This window comes from Cellvibrio sp. ATLC23 (assembly GCF_057196725.1).
The window spans coordinates 122,028-145,057 of sequence record NZ_JBXUOS010000007.1; the positions used below are offsets into that span (position 1 = coordinate 122,028).

At 50.9% G+C, this 23,030-nt stretch carries 20 protein-coding genes; 10 read left to right on the plus strand and 10 right to left on the minus strand.

Annotated elements, in window-relative coordinates; translation table 11 throughout:
• Positions 1–3 precede the first annotated feature (3 nt).
• The gene (gene mutY / locus AC2CG4_RS12815; protein WP_484486631.1) at positions 4–1,131 is read right to left on the minus strand and encodes an A/G-specific adenine glycosylase; all 1,128 of its coding nucleotides are present in this window, start codon (positions 1,129–1,131) and stop codon (positions 4–6) included.
• A 408-nt stretch (positions 1,132–1,539) separates the two neighbouring features.
• Between mutY and AC2CG4_RS12820 the strand changes: the two genes are divergently transcribed.
• Complete coding sequence (locus AC2CG4_RS12820) at positions 1,540–1,749, plus strand: hypothetical protein (protein ID WP_484486632.1); 210 nt, start codon at positions 1,540–1,542, stop codon at positions 1,747–1,749.
• Positions 1,750–1,866: 117 nt separating this feature from the next.
• Here AC2CG4_RS12820 and AC2CG4_RS12825 read toward each other — a convergent pair whose 3' ends face one another.
• Positions 1,867–4,053: an AsmA family protein gene (locus AC2CG4_RS12825; RefSeq protein ID WP_484486633.1), complete on the minus strand. Its 2,187-nt coding sequence runs from the start codon at positions 4,051–4,053 to the stop codon at positions 1,867–1,869.
• A gap of 300 nt (positions 4,054–4,353) precedes the next feature.
• On the opposite strand from AC2CG4_RS12825, the gene AC2CG4_RS12830 reads away from it, so the two are divergent.
• A complete protein-coding gene (locus AC2CG4_RS12830; protein ID WP_484486634.1) occupies positions 4,354–5,838 on the plus strand; it encodes an RICIN domain-containing protein in 1,485 nt (494 codons plus the stop codon).
• An 81-nt stretch (positions 5,839–5,919) separates the two neighbouring features.
• Positions 5,920–7,848 (plus strand): carbohydrate-binding protein, encoded by a 1,929-nt coding sequence (locus AC2CG4_RS12835; protein ID WP_484486635.1) that lies wholly within the window; start codon positions 5,920–5,922, stop codon positions 7,846–7,848.
• A gap of 63 nt (positions 7,849–7,911) precedes the next feature.
• Here the strand turns inward: AC2CG4_RS12835 and AC2CG4_RS12840 are convergent, their stop codons facing one another.
• The gene (locus tag AC2CG4_RS12840) at positions 7,912–8,658 is read right to left on the minus strand and encodes a hypothetical protein (protein ID WP_484486636.1); all 747 of its coding nucleotides are present in this window, start codon (positions 8,656–8,658) and stop codon (positions 7,912–7,914) included.
• Positions 8,659–8,856: 198 nt separating this feature from the next.
• On the opposite strand from AC2CG4_RS12840, the gene AC2CG4_RS12845 reads away from it, so the two are divergent.
• The gene (locus AC2CG4_RS12845; protein ID WP_484486637.1) at positions 8,857–9,126 is read left to right on the plus strand and encodes a hypothetical protein; all 270 of its coding nucleotides are present in this window, start codon (positions 8,857–8,859) and stop codon (positions 9,124–9,126) included.
• A gap of 13 nt (positions 9,127–9,139) precedes the next feature.
• On the opposite strand, the gene cysE is transcribed toward AC2CG4_RS12845, so the two are convergent.
• Genes cysE through AC2CG4_RS12865 form a run of 4 tightly spaced genes read right to left on the minus strand, consistent with a single transcriptional unit; the run spans position 9,140 to position 12,786 of the window.
• Positions 9,140–9,952: a serine O-acetyltransferase gene (gene cysE / locus AC2CG4_RS12850; protein ID WP_484486638.1), complete on the minus strand. Its 813-nt coding sequence runs from the start codon at positions 9,950–9,952 to the stop codon at positions 9,140–9,142.
• Between the two features lie 11 nt (positions 9,953–9,963).
• A complete protein-coding gene (locus AC2CG4_RS12855; protein WP_484486639.1) occupies positions 9,964–10,668 on the minus strand; it encodes an HAD family hydrolase in 705 nt (234 codons plus the stop codon).
• Between the two features lie 31 nt (positions 10,669–10,699).
• Positions 10,700–12,085 (minus strand): MFS transporter, encoded by a 1,386-nt coding sequence (locus AC2CG4_RS12860; RefSeq protein ID WP_484486640.1) that lies wholly within the window; start codon positions 12,083–12,085, stop codon positions 10,700–10,702.
• Between the two features lie 20 nt (positions 12,086–12,105).
• Entirely contained in the window at positions 12,106–12,786 is a 681-nt protein-coding gene (locus AC2CG4_RS12865; RefSeq protein WP_484486641.1) for a M15 family metallopeptidase, read from the minus strand.
• A 210-nt stretch (positions 12,787–12,996) separates the two neighbouring features.
• Here AC2CG4_RS12865 and AC2CG4_RS12870 point away from each other — a divergent pair, with 210 nt between their 5' ends.
• The 6 genes from AC2CG4_RS12870 to AC2CG4_RS12895 all read left to right on the plus strand — a co-directional run bounded on the left by AC2CG4_RS12870 (position 12,997) and on the right by AC2CG4_RS12895 (position 18,037).
• Positions 12,997–13,290, plus strand: a complete 294-nt coding sequence (locus tag AC2CG4_RS12870; protein ID WP_484486642.1) for a TfoX/Sxy family protein — start codon at positions 12,997–12,999, stop codon at positions 13,288–13,290.
• Between the two features lie 113 nt (positions 13,291–13,403).
• A complete protein-coding gene (locus AC2CG4_RS12875; protein WP_484486643.1) occupies positions 13,404–14,201 on the plus strand; it encodes a Crp/Fnr family transcriptional regulator in 798 nt (265 codons plus the stop codon).
• A 314-nt stretch (positions 14,202–14,515) separates the two neighbouring features.
• Positions 14,516–15,391 (plus strand): protease HtpX, encoded by an 876-nt coding sequence (htpX, locus tag AC2CG4_RS12880; protein WP_484486644.1) that lies wholly within the window; start codon positions 14,516–14,518, stop codon positions 15,389–15,391.
• A gap of 18 nt (positions 15,392–15,409) precedes the next feature.
• A complete protein-coding gene (locus tag AC2CG4_RS12885; RefSeq protein WP_484486645.1) occupies positions 15,410–16,456 on the plus strand; it encodes a S1C family serine protease in 1,047 nt (348 codons plus the stop codon).
• Positions 16,453–16,791: a Rieske (2Fe-2S) protein gene (locus AC2CG4_RS12890; protein WP_484486646.1), complete on the plus strand. Its 339-nt coding sequence runs from the start codon at positions 16,453–16,455 to the stop codon at positions 16,789–16,791. The genes AC2CG4_RS12885 and AC2CG4_RS12890 overlap by 4 nt, the downstream gene beginning before the upstream one ends.
• A gap of 91 nt (positions 16,792–16,882) precedes the next feature.
• A complete protein-coding gene (locus tag AC2CG4_RS12895) occupies positions 16,883–18,037 on the plus strand; it encodes an iron-containing alcohol dehydrogenase (RefSeq protein WP_484486647.1) in 1,155 nt (384 codons plus the stop codon).
• Between the two features lie 86 nt (positions 18,038–18,123).
• Here the strand turns inward: AC2CG4_RS12895 and AC2CG4_RS12900 are convergent, their stop codons facing one another.
• The 3 genes from AC2CG4_RS12900 to msbA form a co-directional block, all read right to left on the minus strand.
• Positions 18,124–19,656, minus strand: coding sequence for a methyl-accepting chemotaxis protein (locus AC2CG4_RS12900; protein WP_484486648.1), 1,533 nt, complete (start codon positions 19,654–19,656; stop codon positions 18,124–18,126).
• Positions 19,657–19,740: 84 nt separating this feature from the next.
• Positions 19,741–21,165 (minus strand): bifunctional D-glycero-beta-D-manno-heptose-7-phosphate kinase/D-glycero-beta-D-manno-heptose 1-phosphate adenylyltransferase HldE, encoded by a 1,425-nt coding sequence (hldE, locus tag AC2CG4_RS12905; RefSeq protein ID WP_484486649.1) that lies wholly within the window; start codon positions 21,163–21,165, stop codon positions 19,741–19,743.
• 72 nt (positions 21,166–21,237) lie between these two features.
• Positions 21,238–23,028: a lipid A export permease/ATP-binding protein MsbA gene (gene msbA, locus AC2CG4_RS12910; RefSeq protein ID WP_484486650.1), complete on the minus strand. Its 1,791-nt coding sequence runs from the start codon at positions 23,026–23,028 to the stop codon at positions 21,238–21,240.
• Between the last annotated feature and the right edge of the window lie 2 nt (positions 23,029–23,030).

The window sequence follows — 23,030 nt, forward strand, 5'->3', positions numbered from 1 at the left end:
TTCTCACTTAGATTTAGTTAATTTAATTGGGCGTTTACTTGCGGCGGTTTTGCTTTTGCTCGCGCGTGGATCTTTCGTTGAACGCGGATCTAGCTGCGCGAGTTTTTCCAATAATTTTTTTACCGGCGCAGCCAAGCCTAAGGCATCGGGTTGATGGGGATTGTACCAGTGGGTGGCGGCTTCGCCGATAACACTGGGCGATTTAGCCAGCTGAATTAATACTGGCGTGATATCCAAATGGTAGTGGCTGAAAGTGTGGCGATAGGAATTCCACTGCTCCAGCTCGATCACTGTGCCGTAATGATCTTGCGCAAATTCTTGCGCGTCCGCATCCATCGCCAATTCAGGAAAACTCCACAAGCCGCCCCAAATACCCTGCGCGGGGCGCTGCTGCAACAATAAATCGCCAGCGGGATTGCGCAGCATTAATAATTGCACGGCTTTTTCGGGCAGTGTTTTTTTCGGCTTTTTGCCGGGGTAATCTTGCGGGTTGCCTTGCGCGAAGGCGATGCAACCACCACTCAGGGGACACGCATCGCATTTGGGTTTACTGCGTGTGCACAGCGTTGCACCCATATCCATCATCGCTTGGGTGTAGTGATTGGCGCGGGTTTTGGGCGTGTAGTTTTCGGCAATTTCCCACAACTGCCTGGCGACATCCAATTGACCGGGCCAGCCCTCCACCGCGTGATAGCGCGCAAGTACGCGTTTGACGTTGCCATCCAAGATTGCGGCGCGCTTTTGGAAAGCGATACTCACAATCGCACCGGCTGTTGAGCGACCAATGCCGGGCAATTCCGCCAAGGCTGCCACCGATGCGGGAAATTCACCCCCATATTGATTCACTACCGCTTGCGCACATTTATGCAAATTGCGCGCGCGGGCGTAATAACCCAAGCCGGTCCATAAATGCAGCACTTCATCAATCGGCGCAGCAGCAAGGGATTGCACGCTGGGAAACTGCGCGATAAAACGCTCAAAATAGGGAATCACCGTGGCGACTTGGGTTTGCTGCAACATAATTTCCGACAGCCAAACGCGGTAGGCGCTAATGTCTTGTTGCCAGGGGAGATGTTTGCGCCCGTGCTGATCAAACCATTTGAGCACAGGCGCGGAAAAAGAAGAGGTCATAGCAGTTCGCGTTCACAGCAGTAATGGGCAGGCGCGAATTCTAGCAGCCCGGAAGAAAACTATCCGCTTGCTCTGCACTTTTCGCCTTCGAGTTATTCGCCATACAAAAAAAATTACAAAAAACTTTGGCAATTTTTGGAAAATCACCGGCGTTAATTGCTGATTTATTGGATCGATTTCGCATTACCAGAGGATCTTTACCCAATTTTCTGCACGCTGCCAGCTCTAGCAAATCAGTTTGAAAAGCCTTGATTGGAGCCGTCTCAGCAAAATAACGTGTAATTTGGGCCGTTAGCCTCAGCTCTCAATTTAAAAGAAAAAACCTTCTGCTCGAATGTGGCATACCACTTGCTTAGATCGAATCAGCAGATTTAATTTCACACTTTAACGAGAGTAAGCAGGTACCAAATGATGACACCAAAAGAATTAGGTAAGTGGGCAAAAACAGTCGGAATTAACGCGCCAACGCTGGATACAGGTTTAGCATGCTGGATAAAAACAGCCACGCCTGAAGAGCGCAAACAATATCATCTGGAGTGGTGGGAAGGCTGGTATGAAGCGCTGGATGAATTTATTTCGTTTCAGCAAACACGAGATCAAACTCGCTCTGCCGCTTAATTTATCTCATCCAAAAAATGAGCACCTGCGGCATCGATTGCAGGTGCTTTTTTCTATATTTTTTACCAGATCTCCGCAAATTCTAAATTCATCTTTACGTTTACACGCTGGCTAAATTCACGGTGTTACTGGCGACTCGGTGTCAGGGGCATCTGCTTCAAGCTCATTAGTTTCACTTGCAGCAGATGCTCCCGCTTCACTTGCTACAGATGCAGCCGCCGCTGACTTGGGAGTTTTAAATAATTTGTTTTGCAGTTTGTTAATCAGCTCCTGCTTTTTCTCTTCCACCTGCGCTTTTGCTTCTTCTTTTTTCTCTTCTAATTTTTGTTCTGCTGCATCAATTTTTGCGCCGTGTTTTTCGCGCAACTTATATTCGGCAAAATCTTTGGTGAGCGAGGTGAGTGCGCTCTTATCAAAACCGCAATCCTTCAATGGGTCTATCGCGGCCAATGAACCTTTGCAGCGCAATAGAGATAAACTGCGATCTACCCAGTAGTTAGTAGTGCTGAGGCTGCAACCTTTCATGCTGGCGGCGGCGCTGGCATCGGCCAATTTCAGTGGTAATTTGAATTCGTATTGGTCGGCCAGCAAATTAATTACACCAGTACTGGTGAGCAATAACTGCGACACGCCCGCATTAAAACTACTCAGGGTGATGGCTTGATCGTGCCAGACTATATTGCCATCCAACTGGCGCAGTTCAGTAAAATCATCCCAACTTACCTCAGCGGGATTTTGTGTAACCAGGTTCACCAACTTGCAAAATTGCTCTTCAATATTAAGCGGCGATAAACGCACCTGCGCGCCGGAAAAAGCCGCGGTGCTGTTCATCGATGCCATTAACTGATTAACACTGGCGCCCTGCGCTGTGCCCTGGGTTTGCGCTTGAATAGCGCCAGACAGACCGAGTTTTTCGCTGGCCTCCAACGCCTTCATCAGCGGCGCCAATTCCACGCCTTTCACATTGCCATCAAATTTCAGCGCTGCTTTATCGCCGCGCGCGTCGGTATTGCTGGTGAATTTGATATCACCTTCATACGTTCTGGCGGTGAGGGTTTGATCGATGATGCCTTTTTTCGCTTTGATACCTAGGGCGATATTATCCAGTTGCAGCTTGTTGTAGCGCAGGCTTTGCAGCTTGAGTTGCGCATCCAAGTTCAAGCCGCGCAGTGCGTCCAATGGCAGGGGCACATCGTCACTCGCGGTTTTGGGAGTATTGGCCGACTCAGGCGCGGGTGGCGGCAGGTAATCGTCAAGGTTAAGGCTATCGCCCTGCAATACCAGCTTAATGGCGCTGGTGGCAAAATCTGTCACCGCGAGCGAGCCGCTAAAACGGGTTTTATCCAGCTGTAAATTCACATTGTCCAAGGCGACTTTGTTGCTATCGCCCGCCAGGTTGCTGGATAAACTCACCTTACTCAAAGCAGATTTATTGGCCGTTTCCAACTCGATGCCCAGCACCGCTAACCAGTCGCGGGCGTTGGTGTCTTGCAGTTTTAGTTGACCTTGATAGACGAGATTTTGCTGCACATCGGTCAGGTTCATCGAATAGCTTAAGGCTAATTTGGCGGAGGATTTTCCATCGGCCTGCAGTTGCAATTCACCTTCATCCAAACTGATACGGGTGAGTTTTTCATCGAGTGTTATGCGATTTTGTACGCGACCTTTCAGCGCAAGTGGTGGTGCATCGCCGGGTGTCAGTGCCAGCGCAAAAGCGAGATCCAGCGCAAAGGGTTTGCCTTGGGTATTTACATCGGTCAGCGTCAGGTTGATGTCGTGCAGGGCAATGTTTTGCCCGCTAGTGGCATCGGCATAATCGACCGCACTATCGACCAGACTGATACGCTCAACAGTCAGCTTGAGGCTCACCTCACCGGTATCCGTTGCGGCGGGCGCACTGGGCTGAGTGTTGTTTTTGGATTGAGTGAGCGCTTCCCAATTGCCTTTACCGCTGGCATCCACCGCCAAATTGACTTTAGCGCCATCCAGCAAAATATGATCGACCTGAAAATTGCCCGAGAACAGCGGCATCAGCGCCAGCAACAAACTGGCTTGGCGCAATTGTGCAATGGGCTGCGCGGGGGTATCCAGCGCAGCGACACTGACATCGGCCACCGCAACACCAATGCTCGGCCAGAGATTCCAGCCCAAATCCCCGTTGATCTGCAGCGCAACGCCTTGCTCCTGCGCCAGTGCTTCAATGCGCGGTTTAAAGCGGTTGGCATCCACTAAAAATACCAATGCCAGTACTGCAACCAGCACTAATGCGACCAATACAGCGAGCGTTTTAAGAGCAACTTTCATAATCATTCCCTCTGTGGTGAAACGGGCGAAGCAAAATAACCAGGTTCGCTAATACCCAGTTTAGAGGGGAGTGTATGAACAAAGTGCCCTGGTAGCCAAATAAAACCTGACCCTGTTCACATAAATAAACCGGGGGTTTGCGCATTTTGAGTGCCACTTTTACTCGAACCTGGCACACCCACTGCCAGTTTGGACACTAGCGCCAAGCGGGGTGCGCAGCCTTGCCTAGCAGCCGAAGCTGGCATTACGAGAGGCCTTACCCTTTCGCCACTACCAACATAATCAATAACAGGTGACGCTATGAAACTTCCCCTCATTTTTTCCCGCTGGCTGGGTGCCAGCATTGCTACCTTATGCCTTTTACCTAACCTTGCCTGTGCGCAAGCCAACAGTACTCCCGCTGGCGACCGCATTTTGATGGGTGCTTTTGTAGACCGAGACTGGACCGCAGCTAACCCCTGCGGCGACAAAATCACCAAAGCCAGCGAATGGGAAGACAATAAACAATGGTACGGCAATGCCGCTCCCTACTTTGGCAAGATTTTCCCGGAGGTTTTCCGCCCTGATGGCAGTAAAAACTGGTACTACCTGTGGGCCGCCGAGATCAGCAAAATCAAAGCTCAGGGGCGCGTGCCTTACATCAACCTTGAATTCCACGGCGAGCTGGCATTGCACGACAACAGTAAATGCTGGTGGCGCACAGCGGCGAACAACCAACGTGTTGATCGCAATGTTATCGCGCAAATCCTCAATGGTGAGCACAACGACATTATCGACAACATCGCCCATGGCCTGAAAGCAGAAAAAGTGCCGGTGGTAATCGACCTGTTCCACGAAGCCAACGGCGATTGGTACGACTGGTCGCCCTGCAAACACAATGAAACCTGGGCGCGCTTTCGCGATGCCTACAAACACGTAGTCAACCGCTTCCGCGCAGTGGGCGCCACCAATGTCAGTTTTGCCCACTCGCTCTGGGCAGTGAACTGGGGCTGTGCCAACAAGCGCGCGGGTGACCCGCAGCTGAATGATATTTATATCCCCGGCTATATGGATTGGCTTGGCTTGGATATCTACTCCGGCGACGGCGGCAGCTTCTCTGCCGAAATGAGTACCTGGTACAACCGTTTGGCATCAACCGGTCGCCCACTGGTAATCGGAGAAATGGGTGTCGCCAGCGGCAGCAATAAACTCCAGTGGATGACCAATTTCCGCAACGACTTGATCACCAAGTTCCCATCAGTAAAGGCCTTCAACTGGTTTGATATCGACAAACAGGGCGAAGCGAACTGGCGCATCGATAGCGAGACCTACAGCGGCGCCCATTTTGCTCAATTGATGCGCGAGCAACCGCGCTTCGTCGGCAGCTTCGGCACCTACGAGATCAAAAACAAAGCCAGCGGCAAATGTCTTGATATCCCCTCAGCAGCGACTGCCAACGGCGCAAAGCTGCAGGTGTTCACCTGCAACGGCACTAACGCGCAAACCTTCACCCTGACCGACCTAACCAATTACAAAATGGAATTGCGCGCCCTCAACAGCGGTAAATGTGTGGATGTAACAGCAGCAGGTACGGCCGATGGCACCCTGGTACAGCAATACGACTGCAACGCTTCAGCCGCGCAGACTTGGATCATGAAAGTGATCACCTGGGCACCGCTGGAAGTGGAATTTGTCGCCGCACACTCAGGCAAATGCCTGGATGTAGATATGGGTATAGGGCCAAAAGTACACCAGTGGTGGTGCACTGGCGGTGCCGCGCAGCGCTTTGTTCTCACCAAACGTTAACCCCCCCTTTGCATTAGCCGGTGAATTTCAGCCCATCGGCTAATGCTTTTTTCGTTTTACATCACCCGAAGGAATACCGCTATGAAGCACACACTTTGCTATTCCACGCTCAGCCTCGCACTGCTGTGCGCCAGCACTATGGCGCAGCCAACCCCCGCCGAACTCGAATACACCAAATTCAAAACCCAAAATCGGGGCGAGATATTGCTGGAAACCGGCGCTCTACTGAAGTTTGAGGTGACTGGTCGCGAAACCCGTGGCGAGCTAGAAATCGTCACCGCGCGCCTACTCGACCCCTATGCGGTGACGGATAGCAGCTACCGCAACCTGATTGTCACACTCACCCCCAAAACCGGCGATCTGGTCGCGTTTGCCGAAACAACGGAAGGCCAGTTTGACTTTAACCCCAGTGGCGACGCTACCCGCCTGTGGCGCAAGTCAACGCCGCCGCCCAAGTTAGACGACATCTATCACCCCAAGGCAGCCCGGAGTAGCAAAGCGGCAAAAACCGCAAATCCAACTGCCGCCCCTCTGATTCTGGGTGAAAAAGACGCCTCTGGCCGCTATGTGATCGACGTGTTTATTGGTTTCTCTACTGCCGCAGCCAGCTCCCAATATGTGCGCAATAATCTGGAAGCCACTGCCCAGTCCTATATAGAACAAGTTAACTCGGCACTGAAGAACAGCAAGGTCGATAACGTGTATCTGCGCTTGGTCGGCACCGGCACATCGCCCAATAACCCCGGTGTGATCACCTCGGTACTGGATGATGTGAATACCTGGTTCGCAGTGGATATAGAACGCACTGCACCGGATCTAGTCGGCATGGTGCAAATGCCCACTAACGCACAGGGCAGTGCCGGTGGCTGGGCCGGTGTGGGCGGCGACACCCATGTTATAGGTGCACCTTGGCCATTCGCCTACCGCCACGAAGTCGGCCACAACGTGGGGGGCGTTCACTGCCCGGACGGCAGCGGCTACCACTTTGGTCATACCCTCGGTCAAGGGCGCGGCACGATCCAGTGCGGCAATGATTTAGCCTACTACTCATCGCCACTTATCAAAGATGAACAGGGCAATGTGCTAGGTAATGCGCAAAACAGCGATATGGCGCGCAAATGGCGCGAACGCGCTGCACAGATGTCAGCCAACCGCATCCATAAAATCCCCTTCCCTGGCGACACCAATACCAGCATCACCTTGCAAGCTGAGGATTACACCGCCTTTTACGATTCGACTAATGGCAATGCAGGCGGCGCCTACCGTCAAGATAATGTGGATATACAAGCTACCAGCGATACTGGCGGCGGCCACAATGTCGGCTGGATCGCCAGCGGTGAGTGGCTCGCGTACAAAGCCAACATTCCCAGCGCGGGCAAATATCAGGTGTCTTACCGTGTCGCAAGCCTCAATACCGCCGGGCGTATCCAGTTTGAAAAACAAGGCGGCAATCCAATCTATGGCGTAATTGATGTACCCGTCACTGGCGGCTGGCAAAGTTGGACTACCATCAGCCATGAAGTGGAATTGAGTGCGGGCGAGCAGTCTGTCGCGCTGGCAATCAAGGGGGGCAACTTCAACCTGAATTGGATCAAGATCGAAAAAGTCGCCGCCAGCCTCGGCACCTATCGCCTGCAAAACATCTGGCAGCCAACACAATTTATCCATATTGAAAATGGCGCTCTCAGCACGGGCGATGTACCGGCGGGTTATTGGAGCTCACAGTGGGATATAACACCAGTGACCGGTACCCAGTTTGTGCGCCTGATCAATCGCTGGAAGCCAACCCAATCCCTCAATATCGAAACGGGTGCACTTGCCGCCAGCGTTATCGGCAGCGATAAAAGCAGTGGTCACTGGGAGCTGGAGAAAGCGTCTGGCGATGAGTACCGCTTGAAGAATCGCTTAAAGCCAGAGCAGTACATCAACATCGAAGGCAATCGCCTACAAGCCAGTGCCATCCAACCTGGGTGGTGGAGCGCGCGCTGGAAGCTAATTCCCGTGCAATAGGCAATAAAAAACGCCTGACCGTGAATCGGCCAGGCGTTTTTGTATAGGTCACTTAGGTGATTGCTAGCTGCCCGAGTCGGCCAGCCGCAAAGCGCTGATATCGGGAGTAACAGGTTTTATATTGGGCTTTAACTGCCCCAGATCACTGCCTGCGGGTGCCAGACCAAAATCGCCTATCTCAACTATTGCAGGCAGCACTATGGGACGCTCGTCATCGGTCAATAAATCACTACCAGCTTCAGCAATACCCCAGTCTTCCAATTCAATTTCAACCAGTGGCAGCGCCAGTTTTTCATCGGCGCCGATCAAATCGGCACCCACGGCAGCCAGACCTAGATCTGGCGCGATCACCTGTACTGCAACCTCTTCATGCACTTCGCTGACATCCACCAAATTCCCCTCGGCGGCGCGCAGGCTCAAGCCGGAGATATCAACACTGACTGGCACAGCTTGTGGCTGGCGCTCACTGGCGGGGAGCAGGTAGGCACCGACTGGAGCTAGGGTCCACTCAGGCTTTTTAACCGGCCTCGGTTCACGCACTGGCAGAGGTTTAGGGGGCGCATTGGCCGGGCTTTTATCGCTAGCGTAGATCTCAACCATAGCGCCAGCTTTAATTAATACATCGCGGTATTTGCTGGCCGTCGCCTCATCCAAATTGCGCTTGAGTGGCACCGGGCGCCCTGTAAATAAGCTGTCGATCTTGGCGGCATCCACCTTGAATAACTGCTGCAATTTGGCTTTTACTTCAGCCAATTGGTGGCCGAAGACAATATCGCCACGGAAAATAATGTCGAATTCGGAAGCGCTCATAAATCCAAAAATCCTGCTGCTAAAATTGCACTGTTTGAATAATAGCACTCACCACCGCTAATGCTGACCAGTAAAGACAAGGAAAAGTAAGAGTGATAAACAGCACGCAGAATGTAACCAATCAGTCTTAAGCGAAACTGGCGGTTGGCCGAGCCGACTACCATACTCATAGCTCAACTACGAAGGAGTGGTGGAATTATGTTGCCTTTTATCCAAAAGAAACTGCAAGACAATCGATTAGTGGTAGATGGTGCGCTCAGTCCACACGGCAATGCGCGCATTAAGGTCGAGCAGGATATTGCCTTCTTAAGCGACCGAATCGCCGCCATGCAGGCACATCCGCGCCCTAATACCATGCTGATTGAGCATTATCAGTCCATGCTCAAAAGCCGCGAGTCTGTACTCAAGTGGCTGCTGGATGGCTGTGATGATGAGACCAGTTATTTACCCAGTCAGCGCAGCGCATAAACTGCAGACCTGATTAACCATCATCACCCTCATGCAGATGGTGATCCATATCCAGTGCCGGAGCTTCTCCTTTCGGCCTGCCGATAGGTTTGGCTGGCACTCCGGCAACGGTGGTGTGTGGCGCAACTGCATCTAACACCACGCTGCCCGCACCAATCTTTGCGCCCTCACCGATCTCAATATTACCCAAAATTTTTGCGCCCACACCAATTAACACTCCGCGCCGGATTTTCGGGTGGCGATCAGTTTTGACGCAGCCGCTGCCGCCCAATGTAACGCCGTGCAGCATAGATACATCGTCATCAATCACGGTGGTTTCACCGATTACCACACCGGTCGCATGGTCGATCATAATGCCGCTGCCGATACGGGCCCCGGGGTGTATATCCACATCAAACGCCTGCGAAATTTGATTCTGAAAATAGAGCGCCAAGGCATTGCGCCGTTGCGACCACAGCCAGTGTGCGATGCGCCAGGATTGCAACGCGTGGTAACCTTTAAAAAATAAAAACGGCATGCAGAATCTATTACAGGCCGGATCGCGCTCGCGGTGCGCACGAATATCGGCGCGCATTGCCTGCTCAATACTGGCATCAGCTTGCATCGCCTCGCTAAACACTTCGCGCAGCATCATCGCTGGCAGCGCTTGGCTATCGAGTTTATTGGCGAGATGAAAACTGATCGCCGCTGCAAACGAAGCGTGATTCAAAATACTCGCATGATAAAAACTGGCGAGCACCGGTTCATCTGCACTCGCCTGCTGCGCCTCGGCGCGAATTTCTTGCCACACATCAACATGGGCAAAATTGTGTAATGGTGTTTGCATAACAACCCGGCTTAGTGATTCTTAAAAATTAACGGGATTAATTCATCCATCGCAAAAAAAACTTCAGCTCCCAAGGCGCGCATTGGCTCCAACAACACATTATCGCTGCCGTCGCTATTGGGCGGACAATAACCCAGCGGGCGCATACCTGCAGCGACTGCCGCTTGAATGCCGGTTAGCGAATCTTCCACCACTATCGCCTGCTCGGCGGGAATATTGAGTGACTTGGCGGCATGTAAAAACAAATCCGGCGCAGGCTTACCTCGGGTTACATCTTCAAAGCTAAATACGCGCCCCTGCACATAGGGCATGATGCCGGTTTTAGCTAAGGTCATGCGCATCTTTTCATGTTTGCCATTGGAGGCAACACAAAACGGAATCTGTTTTTCTTGCAAGCTATCGAGCACCGACATTACCCCCGCCACAGGTTCCAATTGCGTTTCGCACACCACTAATGTCTGCAACTGTATACGACGCCAAAATTGCGCACCGCGCTCTGCTTGCTCGGCGGCAGTCAAATTTTTCCAATCATCCAACCGGGATAATTCTGCGGTGATCATAGCGATGCAATCCGCCACCGATTTTCCGCGATAGGTCTCTAAAAAATAATCTGCACTTAACTCAATACCAATCTCTTTTAAACAATCACTCGATACTTGCGCAGAGAGAATTTCACTATCAACCAACACACCATCACAATCAAAAATCACTAACATAATTTTCTCTTTACCTCTGCAAGATCAACAATCATATTGCCTGATTGTTTGCTGATGCGGGATAGGGCGCTTTTAATAAAATTGCCAATCCCGCGACTAAAAATACAATCAGCGCCGCCATACCGATACGCGCGGAATCGGCATAGAGCGTGAGAGTCGCCACCGCCATAGGGGCCAAAAATGCTGTTGCGCGACCAGCGAGTGCATAAATACCAAAGTAGCGCCCCGCTTCACTTGCACTCACACTGCGCGCCATAAACGAACGTGAAGATGCCTGCACCGGGCCAAATGCCACACCAATTAATAGACCAAAAACGATATAGGCTTTTTCGGCGCCCGTCGCAAATAATCCCCCCGAATCTTCCGCTGAAAATTGCACCAAACCAAACAGCGAATAACCGGGGCCGGTTGAGATAATGCCGACCGTTGCAAAAATTAAACACAACAAACTGAGCATAATTACGCTTTTTGAGCCCATACGTGCATCCAACCGCCCAGCAACAGCACAGCCGCCAATAGCGATCACCAACAATAAAATACCGTAAATGCCCATCTCAATGGTCTGCCAACCAAACATACTGGCCGCAAAAGTACCGCCCAATGCAAGTAGCCCATTGACGCCATCCTGATAAATCATGCGCGCCATTAAAAAGCGTAATAGTCCCGCGCGCTGTTTTAACTCCGACAGGGTATTTTTTAATTCCCCCATACTTTCAACAATCGCCAATTTCAGCGATATACCTTTGCTGCTATCCGGCGTAAACATAAACATCGGCAAAATAAAAATTAAATACCACAGCGCGGCATAGGGGCCAGTGATGCGGGCATCTTCCCCCTGCATCGCATCCAAGCCAAACAGCGGTGTAATACCAAGCAAGGTCTTTCCGGTTTCAGGATTGCCCGCGAGCAATAACAACACACTGAACAACACCACCAAACCGCCGAGATAACCCAAGCCCCAAGCGAGATTGGATACGCGGCCAATATCCTCTTGGGCAATGAGACGCGGCATCATTGAGTCGTTAAATACAATCGAAAACTCAGCCGCGATCATCGCCACAATGACACACACCATGGGCAACCATAAGGTCGATCCCGGCGCAGCAAACCAAAGTAGTAACAGCGCGATTATTTTTAGCGCGGCAAAAAAAGCAATCCAACGTTTACGCGCGCCAGTTGCGTCGGCAATTGCGCCCAATATGGGTGCCATCAATGCAATTGCCACACCGGCGATGGTAATGGTGTAGCCCCAAGCGGCTTGCCCTGCCACCGGATCAAGCGCGAGGCGCGAGACAAAATAAGGGCCAAAAATAAAGGTAATCACTACCGTAAAAAATGGCTGCGCCGCCCAATCAAATAACATCCAGGAGCGAATGGCTTTTTTAGACGCGGGAACAACAAGTTGAGAGTGAGTCAAAAAATAATTCCTTATTGAGGTCAATCGATACAAATAAACCGCTGATAAATTTCATCGAGGTTGTCGAGCACTGTTTGTTTTAACTCCAACTCGGTTTGCGCGAGCTGTGCGCGCAAGATTTCGGGGGTGAGATGACGTGAAAAGTTCGTCGCCAAAGGTGCATAACTTAAATGCCACGGCTCGGGCGCTATGCCGCCGCGATCCTGCGCATAGGGGCGAAAAAAATCGCTATTGCCCTGCGCCAGCTCATCGCTCAACCAGATATGAAATTCGGCAAAGGGGCCTGCGCCCTGAGTTTCCGCCACAGTCAATTGTAATTGATAATCCGGGCTCAACTGCGCCGCACCGTACACATCAATATCGGTTCCCCAATGATGGCGCGACGCTCCGGGCAGTGCCGACCAGCGTAAAATCGCAAAGACTTTTTCGCGCTCGGACAAGCGGTTTATATCGATACTCTCACCCGCATCATTCAGCACTGGACGCAAACCGCGCGCCTTGTTATTCCAGATGAGCAACTGCCGCTCGAAGCTGCGGTAACTGCTAGCCACTTTGAAAATAAATCCCGCGCTTGCAGCGCGCCGCGCTAAAAAGTGCAGTGGTTCGAGCACTTGTCGATGCACACGGCAAGCGAGCAGAGACGACTCTATTAACTCGCGCTCATCCAAGCCCAATAACAACTGCTGCGAATACTCAATCATGGGCGTTTTCCGTCAACCTCAATTTATAAATGAAATACTTTGCAAAATACTGCGCCAATTTATTGCATTTAAACAACTATTTATCACTATTTGCACTGCACTTATAAGAAAACAATTGCACAAGGCATGCAAGTATGTAAGATAAGGCGGCGAAGTAAACGGAAATTTTAAAACACAATACCCGATAATAATAAATGGAGATTGCACTGTATGACTGCCTGTCATAGTGAGTTATTGCAATTGAAAAACCTCGGAATGGCATCGGTAAATATCCTCCGCGCAATAGGGATTAACACCTACGCCGACCTCAAGCGCACCGGAGCTGTTGAGGCCTATCGCCGCATACGAGCCCGCGACATTAATGTTTCCAAAGTGATGCTCTACGCACTGCAAGGTGCACTGATGGACATCCACTGGAACGATATCCCCCCCGACTTAAAAGCCCAACTAGTGAGTGAAGCTGAGCTGCCCGATCAGGGAAATTTTTCCCAGGCAACGGCCTAATCGTTCACAAAAAAACTATTCGGTTAACAGACTGAAGTTTTAAGTGCAGTTTTTTCCTCGACACAGGCTACACTAAAAGCGCCTTACTAGCGCTTTTTGTAACCGAGGGGTCTATGCATCTTCCAACCAAACAGTCTGACCTTATGTCTGAACTTGCCGCCAAATTGCGCGGATTGACCGAGCTATTGTGCACGCAAGTGGCGCCAGCCGATGAACCTTTTACCATCGCGGCCACCAGTGATATTTTTGCTGATATTCCACCGACTCGCGCACTGTTAGTTGTAGAAGGACAAGTCGACTATTATCTGCACAATAAATTAGTTATGCATTTTGAAGAGGGCGACTTACTTGGCCTGCCGCGTTCACTCAATCTCCCCCAAGGGCAGTTCAGCTGCAGCGACCCAGTAACACTGCAAGCCTATGAGCGCGATGCGTTGGTCGAACAAGCCAATAGCGACCTCAAATCCCAACGCAACTGGGCCTATCTTCTGCTTTGCAGCATCAGCTATTACGAGCAAGCGCTTACCCAAGAGCTGCGTACCGAATTCCAACCCTCCGCAGGTTTTCTGCATTTTCGCGCGAGCGAAACCATCATCAATCAGGGTGATATCGCCGACCGGGTTTACACCTTGTTAGAAGGCTCTGCGGACGCGGTTTGCGATGGCGTCAAAGTAGGCGAGATTCACGCCAATGAAATCTTCGGCGCACTCGCGGTTTTTACCCGCCAACCACGTATCGCCTCGGTGATCGCCAGCAGCGATTGCACCGTGTTAGCCGTGCGCAAAGAAGAGTTCATCACCCTGATTGAACATCAACCGCAAATTTGCATGGGCCTTATTGAAGAGATGGCAGCCAAAATCAACCACCTCAATAACCAGCTATTACAACTGAAAGCCCCCCAACACAAATGAGAATATTTCTCACAAAAGCTTGACCACACAAATGAGAACGATTATTGTTAACTTGCTGCTGCACAACTTCTCCTGTACAGCGGCTGAGAGGATGCAATGTCGCCCTGCAAGTCGATTAGTGTTTCTTCTCACCCCTAGGGTCTTTCCTCTACGAAAGTCTCTCGGCTAACACGGTTGCTTGGGCCGCCCTAGTGGCGGCCATTTTTCCTTTCTTAACACCCCCGGCAATTGAAATTGTTTCCCTCCGCACACATATCCTCTCGCGACGCTGCATATAACGCAGTGCATCTATCAACTCTTCGGGAGATATTATCGTGTTACGCATAGGCTTGTTTTTGTTAACTAACATCGCAGTGATGGTGGTGGCAGGTGTTGTGCTGAGCTTGCTCGGTGTGGGCAACTATCGCACCGCTGGCGGTTTGGATTTATCAAGCATGCTAGTGTTCTGTGCCGTCTTTGGTTTTGTCGGCTCGTTTATTTCCCTGTTTATATCCAAGTGGATGGCCAAGCGCAGCATGGGGGTTCAGCTGATCGAACAGCCACGCAACGCCGATGAACAATGGCTGGTCGATACCGTTGTGGAACTCTCCCAAAAAGCGGGTATTAAGACTCCCGAGATCGGCGTGTTCCCAGCGCAGGAATCCAATGCATTTGCCACCGGCTGGAACCGCAATGATGCGCTGGTCGCGGTAAGTCTTGGCTTGTTGCAACGCTTTGAACGCGATGAAGTAAAAGCCGTTCTGGCACATGAAATTGGCCACGTAGCCAATGGCGATATGATCACCCTGAGCCTGATTCAAGGTGTAGTGAATACCTTTGTGATGTTCTTTGCGCGCATCATCGGCGACTTTGTGGACCGCGTTTTACTCAAGAACGAAAGTGGTCGTGGCTTTGGTTTTATGATCGCCACCATGGTAGCGGAAGTGGTGCTGGGCTTTTTGGCCTCCATGATTGTCGCCGCCTTCTCGCGTTATCGCGAATTCCGCGCCGACCACGCCGGCGCAACACTGGCGGATCGCGGCGCCATGATCCGCGCCTTGCAGCGTTTGCAAGCGGAAATGAACGCAGGCGTAGAAAGCCCGCTGCCGAGCACTATGCGCGCCTTTGGTATCAGCGGTGGTATGCGCAACCTGTTTGCCAGCCATCCACCATTGGAAGCACGTATCCAAGCTCTGCGTGACGCGGCTTAACCCTCAAGGAGACTAGATATGGGAATCTGGCGCTGGTTCATCATCAACCTGTTAGCGGGGCTGACACTTGTGACTGGCGCTAGCGCCAAGGCATTCTCTACCGATGACGAACGTAACAGTATGGATGTGTTTGAAGCCGCGCGCCCAAGCGTGGTGTTTGTCACTAATCAACAACTTGCACGCGACCCCTACTCATTTGATCTGGTGTCTGTACCGCGCGGTTCAGGCACTGGTTTTGTCTGGAATGACAAGGGCTACATAGTGACTAACTACCATGTAGTTGAAGGCGCACGGCAGATTACCATCACCCTGCAGGATCAATCCAATTGGCCAGCGGAAGTGGTGGGTTTGGCGCCGGAGCGGGACCTTGCGGTGCTTAAAATCGATGGCAAAAAAGCCAAACTCAACGCACTGCCATTGGGTGACTCCGGCGACTTGCGCGTGGGCCGCAAAGTGTTGGCGATTGGCAATCCATTTGGGCTGGATGCAACGCTCACCACAGGTGTTGTAAGTGCCTTGGGGCGCGAAATCACCTCCCCCAATCAACGCAAAATTACCAACGTGATCCAAACCGATGCCGCCATCAACCCCGGTAACTCCGGCGGCCCTTTGCTCAACTCAGAGGGAAAACTGATTGGTGTCAACACCATGATTTACAGCCCAAGCGGGGCCAGTGCCGGTATTGGTTTTGCGATTCCAGTGAATACAGTCAAAGAAGTGGTGCCCGAGCTCATCAAACACGGGCGCTTGGTCCGTCCGGTATTAGGTATTGCAGTTGCGCCAGACCACTGGGCACAGCAGATCGGGATTCAAGGCGTACCTATATTGCGCGTGGAGCCGAATTCACCGGCGGCAGCGGCTGGGCTGGAAGGAGCCAAACGCAATAGCTGGGGGCAAATCACCTTGGGCGATGTGATAGTCGCTATTGAAGACTACCCCACCACCAATGACGACCAGCTACTCAGCGCGCTGGAGCACTACAAACCGGGCAACAAGGTCAATGTTAGTGTCGTGCGCGATGGCAAATTGCTTATCCGCAGCCTTCGTTTGGCAGCCCCCAAGTGACCGCCAACTTACCGGATAAGACCCGCCTTTGCTCCCTTGCCGATATTCCGGAAGGGGGCAGCAAGGGTTTTAACTACGACGGGCGCAAGCTATTTGCCGTCAAACAGCGGGGTAAAATTTACCTCTACCAAAATAGCTGCCCTCATCTTGGCATCCCCCTCGAATGGGTTGATGATCAGTTTCTCGACAGCAGCGGCAGCATGATTCAATGCGCCAATCACGGCGCCCTGTTTGTAATTGAAACCGGTAAGTGTGTCGCAGGCCCGTGCAATGGCCGCGCATTAACCCCGCTAAATTTCCATATTGATGATGGCAATATAGTCATCTCAAACTAGTAAATTTGCGTAAACCAGATCGAGTTACTAACCACTGACTAGTAGAGTCGCAGCCCACTAGTACACCAGATCACATCCGGAGATACAGTTCATGCAGAATTTCACTTTTTCCAACCCAACCAAAATTGTCTTTGGCGAGGGTCAAATCAAAGAGATAGCCAATCTTATCCCAGCCAACGCACGAATCTTGCTGACCTATGGCGGCGGCTCAATCAAAAAAAATGGCGTCTATGATCAGGTAGTCAAAGCACTGGAAGGCAAAACCTGGTTTGAGTTCAGCGGTATCGAACCTAACCCCCACTACGAAACCTTGATGAAAGCGGTAGAAGTCGTCAAAAAAGAGCAAGTCGATTTCCTGTTAGCAGTCGGTGGAGGCAGCGTTATTGACGGCACCAAACTGATAGCGGCAGCGGTAAACTTCGAAGACGAGCCTTGGGATATACTCGCCAAACATCAGCCATTTAACTCCGCGCTACCCATTGGCTGTGTGCTGACATTGCCCGCAACAGGCACTGAGAGCAATGGCAACTCAGTTATCACCAAAGCAGCAACTCAGGAAAAACTCCCTTTTGGCAGCCCGCTTATTTATCCCCAATTTGCCATTCTCGACCCTACCACAACCTATAGTTTGCCGCCGCGCCAAATAGCCAATGGTGCGGTCGATGCTTTTGTCCACATCATGGAACAGTATCTAACCTATCCCGTCGATGCCAAAGTACAGGATCGGTTTGCCGAAGGCTTGTTGATGACCCTCATCGAAGAAGGCCCACGCTCACTCAAAGAGCCAACCAATTACGCAGTGCGCGCCAATGTGATGTGGGCAGCGACTATGGCCTTAAACGGTTTGATCGGTGTTGGTGTACCGCAGGATTGGGCAACTCATATGATTGGCCACGAGCTAACTGCGATGCACGGGCTTGATCACGCGCAAACTCTCGCCGTTGTTTTACCGGCGTTGATGCAGCACCAGCGCGATAAAAAGCGCGCAAAAATACTGCAATATGGTCGCCGCGTGTGGAATTTGAATCACTCCGATGAAGATGCGCTGATCGATGCCACCATCGCCGCAACCAAAAACTTCTTTGAACAAATGGGCACCCCGACCAGCCTTAGCGGTTATGGTGTTGGACGCGAGTCGATCCCCAAACTGGTCGATATGCTGATTAAGCACGACTTGCTAGCGCTGGGTGAACATGGAGCCATCACCCCTGAAGCATCGCGTGAGATTTTGGAGCTCGCGGCTTAAACGAGCCTTGCTAGGAACTATCGCACATAAAAAGCCCCCGTCGTTAACACCGCCGGGGGCCTTTTATGTCGGATCAATTTTCGCATTTAACCAAACTTGGTCAATGCAGATTGCAACTCCCCAAAAGCAACCTGAAGATGCTGGATCATTTGCCGATTCCGGTTGACTATGTCTGCTGCTTGAACACTTAAATTATTAAGATCACTAGTTTGACGAGTGATTGATGCAGAGGTCTGGGTTTGCTCCTCGGTCGCTGTGGCAATTTGCTGACTGATGTTATTAATTTCAGCAATCGCCGTTGCTATACGTTCAAACACCTGCTCTACCGATTGTGAGTTAGCTACATTTTCCATTACCCGCGCGCGACTCTGACTCATCGCCTGTACAGAATTGGCCGAACCGGACACCAAACGGCCTACGATTACTTTGATATTTTCGGTTGAAACCTGAGTGCGCCGCGCCAAGGCTCTTACTTCATCGGCAACTACCGCGAAGCCTCGCCCTTGCTCACCAGCACGAGCAGCCTCTATTGCCGCATTGAGCGCCAATAGATTGGTTTGCTCTGCAATGCCTTGAATTTCGGAAAGAGTCGTGGTCACTGCTTCGCAATCCTTGGAAAGGCTATCAATAGCCTCCGCTGTATCACCAAGAATACGCGATAAATCCGCTATTCCTTCGCGCGAAGTTTTAACTGCAGCCTTACCTTCAATTTGAGCATTAACAGCATCCTCTGCCAGTTCCGCCGCACGTTGAACTTGCGTTGCCACTTCCACAAATGAACCATGCATATTATCGGTGGCAACTTGAATAACATCGCTGGCATTGTGCGACTGGTTGGCAATTTTAACTAGACTCTCAGTATTACCAGCCAATTCACCAAGATTTTGATCTGCCTGATTACGAGCGGTAATGGCCAATTTAATAGTGCTGGAAATACTATCCAACAACCAATTAAGTTGATCCAGAATCGCATTGTTACGCACGCTGGCTCGCACACTTAAATCAACCTGACGCTCATTCACAATCATATTTTTAGTAACGCCCACCAGCTCCTGAGCCACTACCAACAGACGACTCACCAGTTTCACTAGCACCACCAACACCGCGGTTTCGATCACCACATAAAACGCGTGCATAGCGACAATACCCCAAGAGTGCATGTGCTCTGGAAAGAGGTAGATATTCATCCCCGCCATTTGCATCATATGTATTGCCACATGTAATACTGCAGCAGCAACTGCGGCAAATATAAGCGGACGCCAATCCAAATAAGTAAACAAGGTTGCAATTAGTACGAAGTAGCCAAAGTGTGCCTCAATCATACCTTTCAGCTGGTGTACGTGGAGGGAGATAAACAACATGTAAACGACAGCAATTACGCAGGGAGTGAGGCGGGCGTGTTTAAGCACTGTAATGGCAAACCAGTTGATGCCAGTAAACAAACCGCCAACTATTATCGCTAATATCCAGGTGTCATGAGCCCAAGCGTAAAAGAGCGATAGCGCCCAAGCTCCGAAAGTAACCCACAGCATTATGCGATCGATGTACAGACGATAATTAATAACGAAGTCTATTAAGCCATCGCGACTGATAGCTTGGGAGGGAGAGTAGCTGTACACAGGGACGCCTTTATATAAATAGTTATTCGTGTATACGAAGTCTAGTTACAAAAGGATCCGCCCGTTGACTATTTACTACTCGATTTATTGGCGCAAAATCTTATTCACAATCGAGGTGGTGGAACAATTATCGTAAAAGCTCAACACCTTTACCGAGCCGTTATAAGCTTTGACGATTTGACTGCCAACTACCTGATCTTCGGTGTAATCACCGCCCTTAACCAATACGTCTGGCTTAACCCTGCGAAGCAGACGCTCGGGGGTATCCTCATCAAACGGCACGACCCAATCTACCGCTTCCAACCCGGCAAGCACGGCCATACGGCGATCCAGCGGGTTGATCGGGCGACCAGAACCTTTAAGACGACGAATGGAGGCATCGGAATTTACCGCCAGCACCAGCCGATCGCCCTGTTTGCGCGCCTCTTCTAAATAACCAACATGACCGGCGTGGATGATATCGAAGCAACCGTTAGTGAAAACAATCTTTTCACCGCTGGCCCGTGCATCTTCCAGTGCCAACAACAGCTGCTCTTCCGTTACCACTCCGCGCTCGGCGCCCTGTTCAGCAATAATCGCACGGCGCAGCTCGGGTGCACTCACCGTCGCAGTACCCATCTTGCCAACCACTATGCCTGCTGCCAAATTGGCCAGCGCTGTGGCTTCCGGCAAGGATTGCCCAGAAGCAATCACTGCCGCGAGAGTAGCTATCACTGTATCGCCAGCACCGGTGACATCAAATACTTCGCGTGCACGTGCAGGCAAATGCAGCTCCGGTTGATGGTGACGTAGAAGTGTCATGCCCTGCTCGCCACGGGTCACTAATAGCGCTTGCAGATCCAGCGCTTGCATCAGCTCCTCGCCTTTGCTGACCATATCCTGCTCACTGCTACACTTGCCAACTACCGCTTCGAATTCCTGAAAATTAGGAGTTAACAGGGTAGCGCCACGATAACGGGTGAAATCACTGCCCTTTGGGTCAACCAATACCGGAATACCGGCCTCACGCGCCATAGAGATTAGAGATTGGCAGTCAAGCAAGCTGCCCTTGGCATAATCCGACAAGACCAAGGCATCGGTACGATTAATCAGCCCTTTTACTTTTTCTACAAATTCGGAGCTATCGCCAGCGTCAAATTTTTCTTCAAAGTCCATGCGCAGCAGCTGTTGATGACGGCTAACTACACGCAGTTTAGTGATGGTTGGCTTGGTTCTGGAGATCTGGAAATTAGTATGGATTTTGGCTGCCCGTAAGCGGCTGTAGAGAATTTGACCGGCTTCGTCGTCGCCGACAACACCAATCAGCGAGACACCACAACCCAAGGCAGCCATATTGAGGGCAACGTTGCCCGCACCGCCGGGACGATCTTCGGTTTGATTAACGTTGACAACCGGCACCGGTGCTTCAGGTGATATACGGGAGCTTGCGCCATGCCAGTAGCGATCAAGCATCAAATCGCCTACTACCACTAGGTGAGCACGTTCAAAATAAGGCATTGTTAGATGCATAAGTAACTCCGATAGTTGTAATCCATTAAAACCACCCCTCCAATATAATCAATAATTGCCGTTACTTGCATATTAGACCTCCGGCTGCTCTGGCGGGAGCTCTTCTTCACTAAACTGCTTGGCGTGGAGCCTTGCGTAATGCCCATTTAGCGCCAGCAATTGCACATGAGTGCCCTGCTCGAGTATTTCACCATGATCCATCACAATAATACGATCGGCCTGCTCAATGGTAGATAATCGGTGCGCAACCACAAAAGTCGTACGGCCTTTCATAACCGTACTCAGCGCTGCCTGAATGTAATACTCAGACTCGTTATCGAGTGCCGAGGTAGCCTCATCCAAAATTAAAATCGGCGCATCTTTTAACAGTGCGCGAGCGATGGCCAAACGCTGACGCTGGCCGCCCGATAAACGCGCCCCTGCTTCACCAATTATCGTATTAAAACCCTCAGGTAATTGTTCGATAAACTCTGTGGCGTAAGCCGCATCAGCCGCGCGACGAATTTCATCGAGTGAACGCGACTGCAAACTACCGTAAGCAATATTGCCCGCAACCGTGTCGTTAAACAAGGTCACCTGCTGGTTCACCAGCGCCACCTGTTCACGCAAACAAGCCACGGTGTAGTCACTGACTGAGATGCCATCAATTAAAATATCGCCAGAGCTTAAATCATGAAAACGGTTAAGTAGCCCAACCAGCGTGGATTTACCGCTACCTGAGCGCCCCACCAGTGCCACGACCTCACCAGCACGCACATTTAAATTGATATTATTCAACGCGGGCACGGGCTGGCTGGCATAACAAAACGTTACATTTTTTAGTTCAACATCACCCTTAACACGCGCCACTTGATGCGTACCCTGATCGTTTTCGACCGGGGTGTCCAGTAAGGTAAACACGCTATCAGCCGCGGCTACGCCTTTTAGTATTGCAGGCGCCACTTCACCCAAACGGCGCATAGAAGGCAGCATCATTCCGGCTGCGGTCATATAGGCGACGAATCGCGCCGGATCGGCAATTTCCATAAAGCTCAGCGCGATAAAAATCAACGCCGCCATGGCAGCTGCAACAATTAATTGAATCAGCGGCGTATTCGCTGCGGCGGTCACCACAATTTTCATATTCTGTTGATAATTTTTTTTGCTGGCAGATTCGAAGCGCTGCTTTTCATATTCTTCACCGCCAAAACTGCGCATTACCCGCACACCATTAATCATCTCGCCAGTTACCTGGGTGATATCGCCCACTGAGTTCTGCACTTTGTTGCTCAGGCGACGCAGACGCTTGCCAACAATAGAAACTAGCAAGCCAATCACGGGAGCGATCAAAATAAAAATCATCGTCAACTTCCAATCCATTTGAATCAAAGTTGCGAATAAAAAAATCACCGTCAGACCTTCGCGCAACGAAATTTTTAACGCATCGGTTGCCGCCGACGTAACGCCATTAATATTGTAAGTGATCACTGAAATAAGATGACCGGAACTGCTTTTATCAAAATGTGCCGTCGGCAATTGCGTCATATGGTTGAACACTTGGGTGCGCAAATTGTGAATCACACTAAAAGCAATTTTGGATAAATAATAAGCCCCGAGAAAAGCGCCAATACTACGCAGCACCGTAATACCCATCACTTGCAAAGGCACCAGATAGCGATCTGCAGGATTGTTATCCGAAATCACGTGAATCAAGTTTTCCAAGGTGTGAACAAATAATTTATTGGACAGACCATAGAGCGCAAAACCAATAAACCCCACCACAAACAAAAACCAATAAGGCTTTACATAAGTCAGCAGGCGTTTATAGACGACCCAAGCCGACGTATCGCCAATGACAGTACTTTTTTTCTGATCGGAGCTCATAA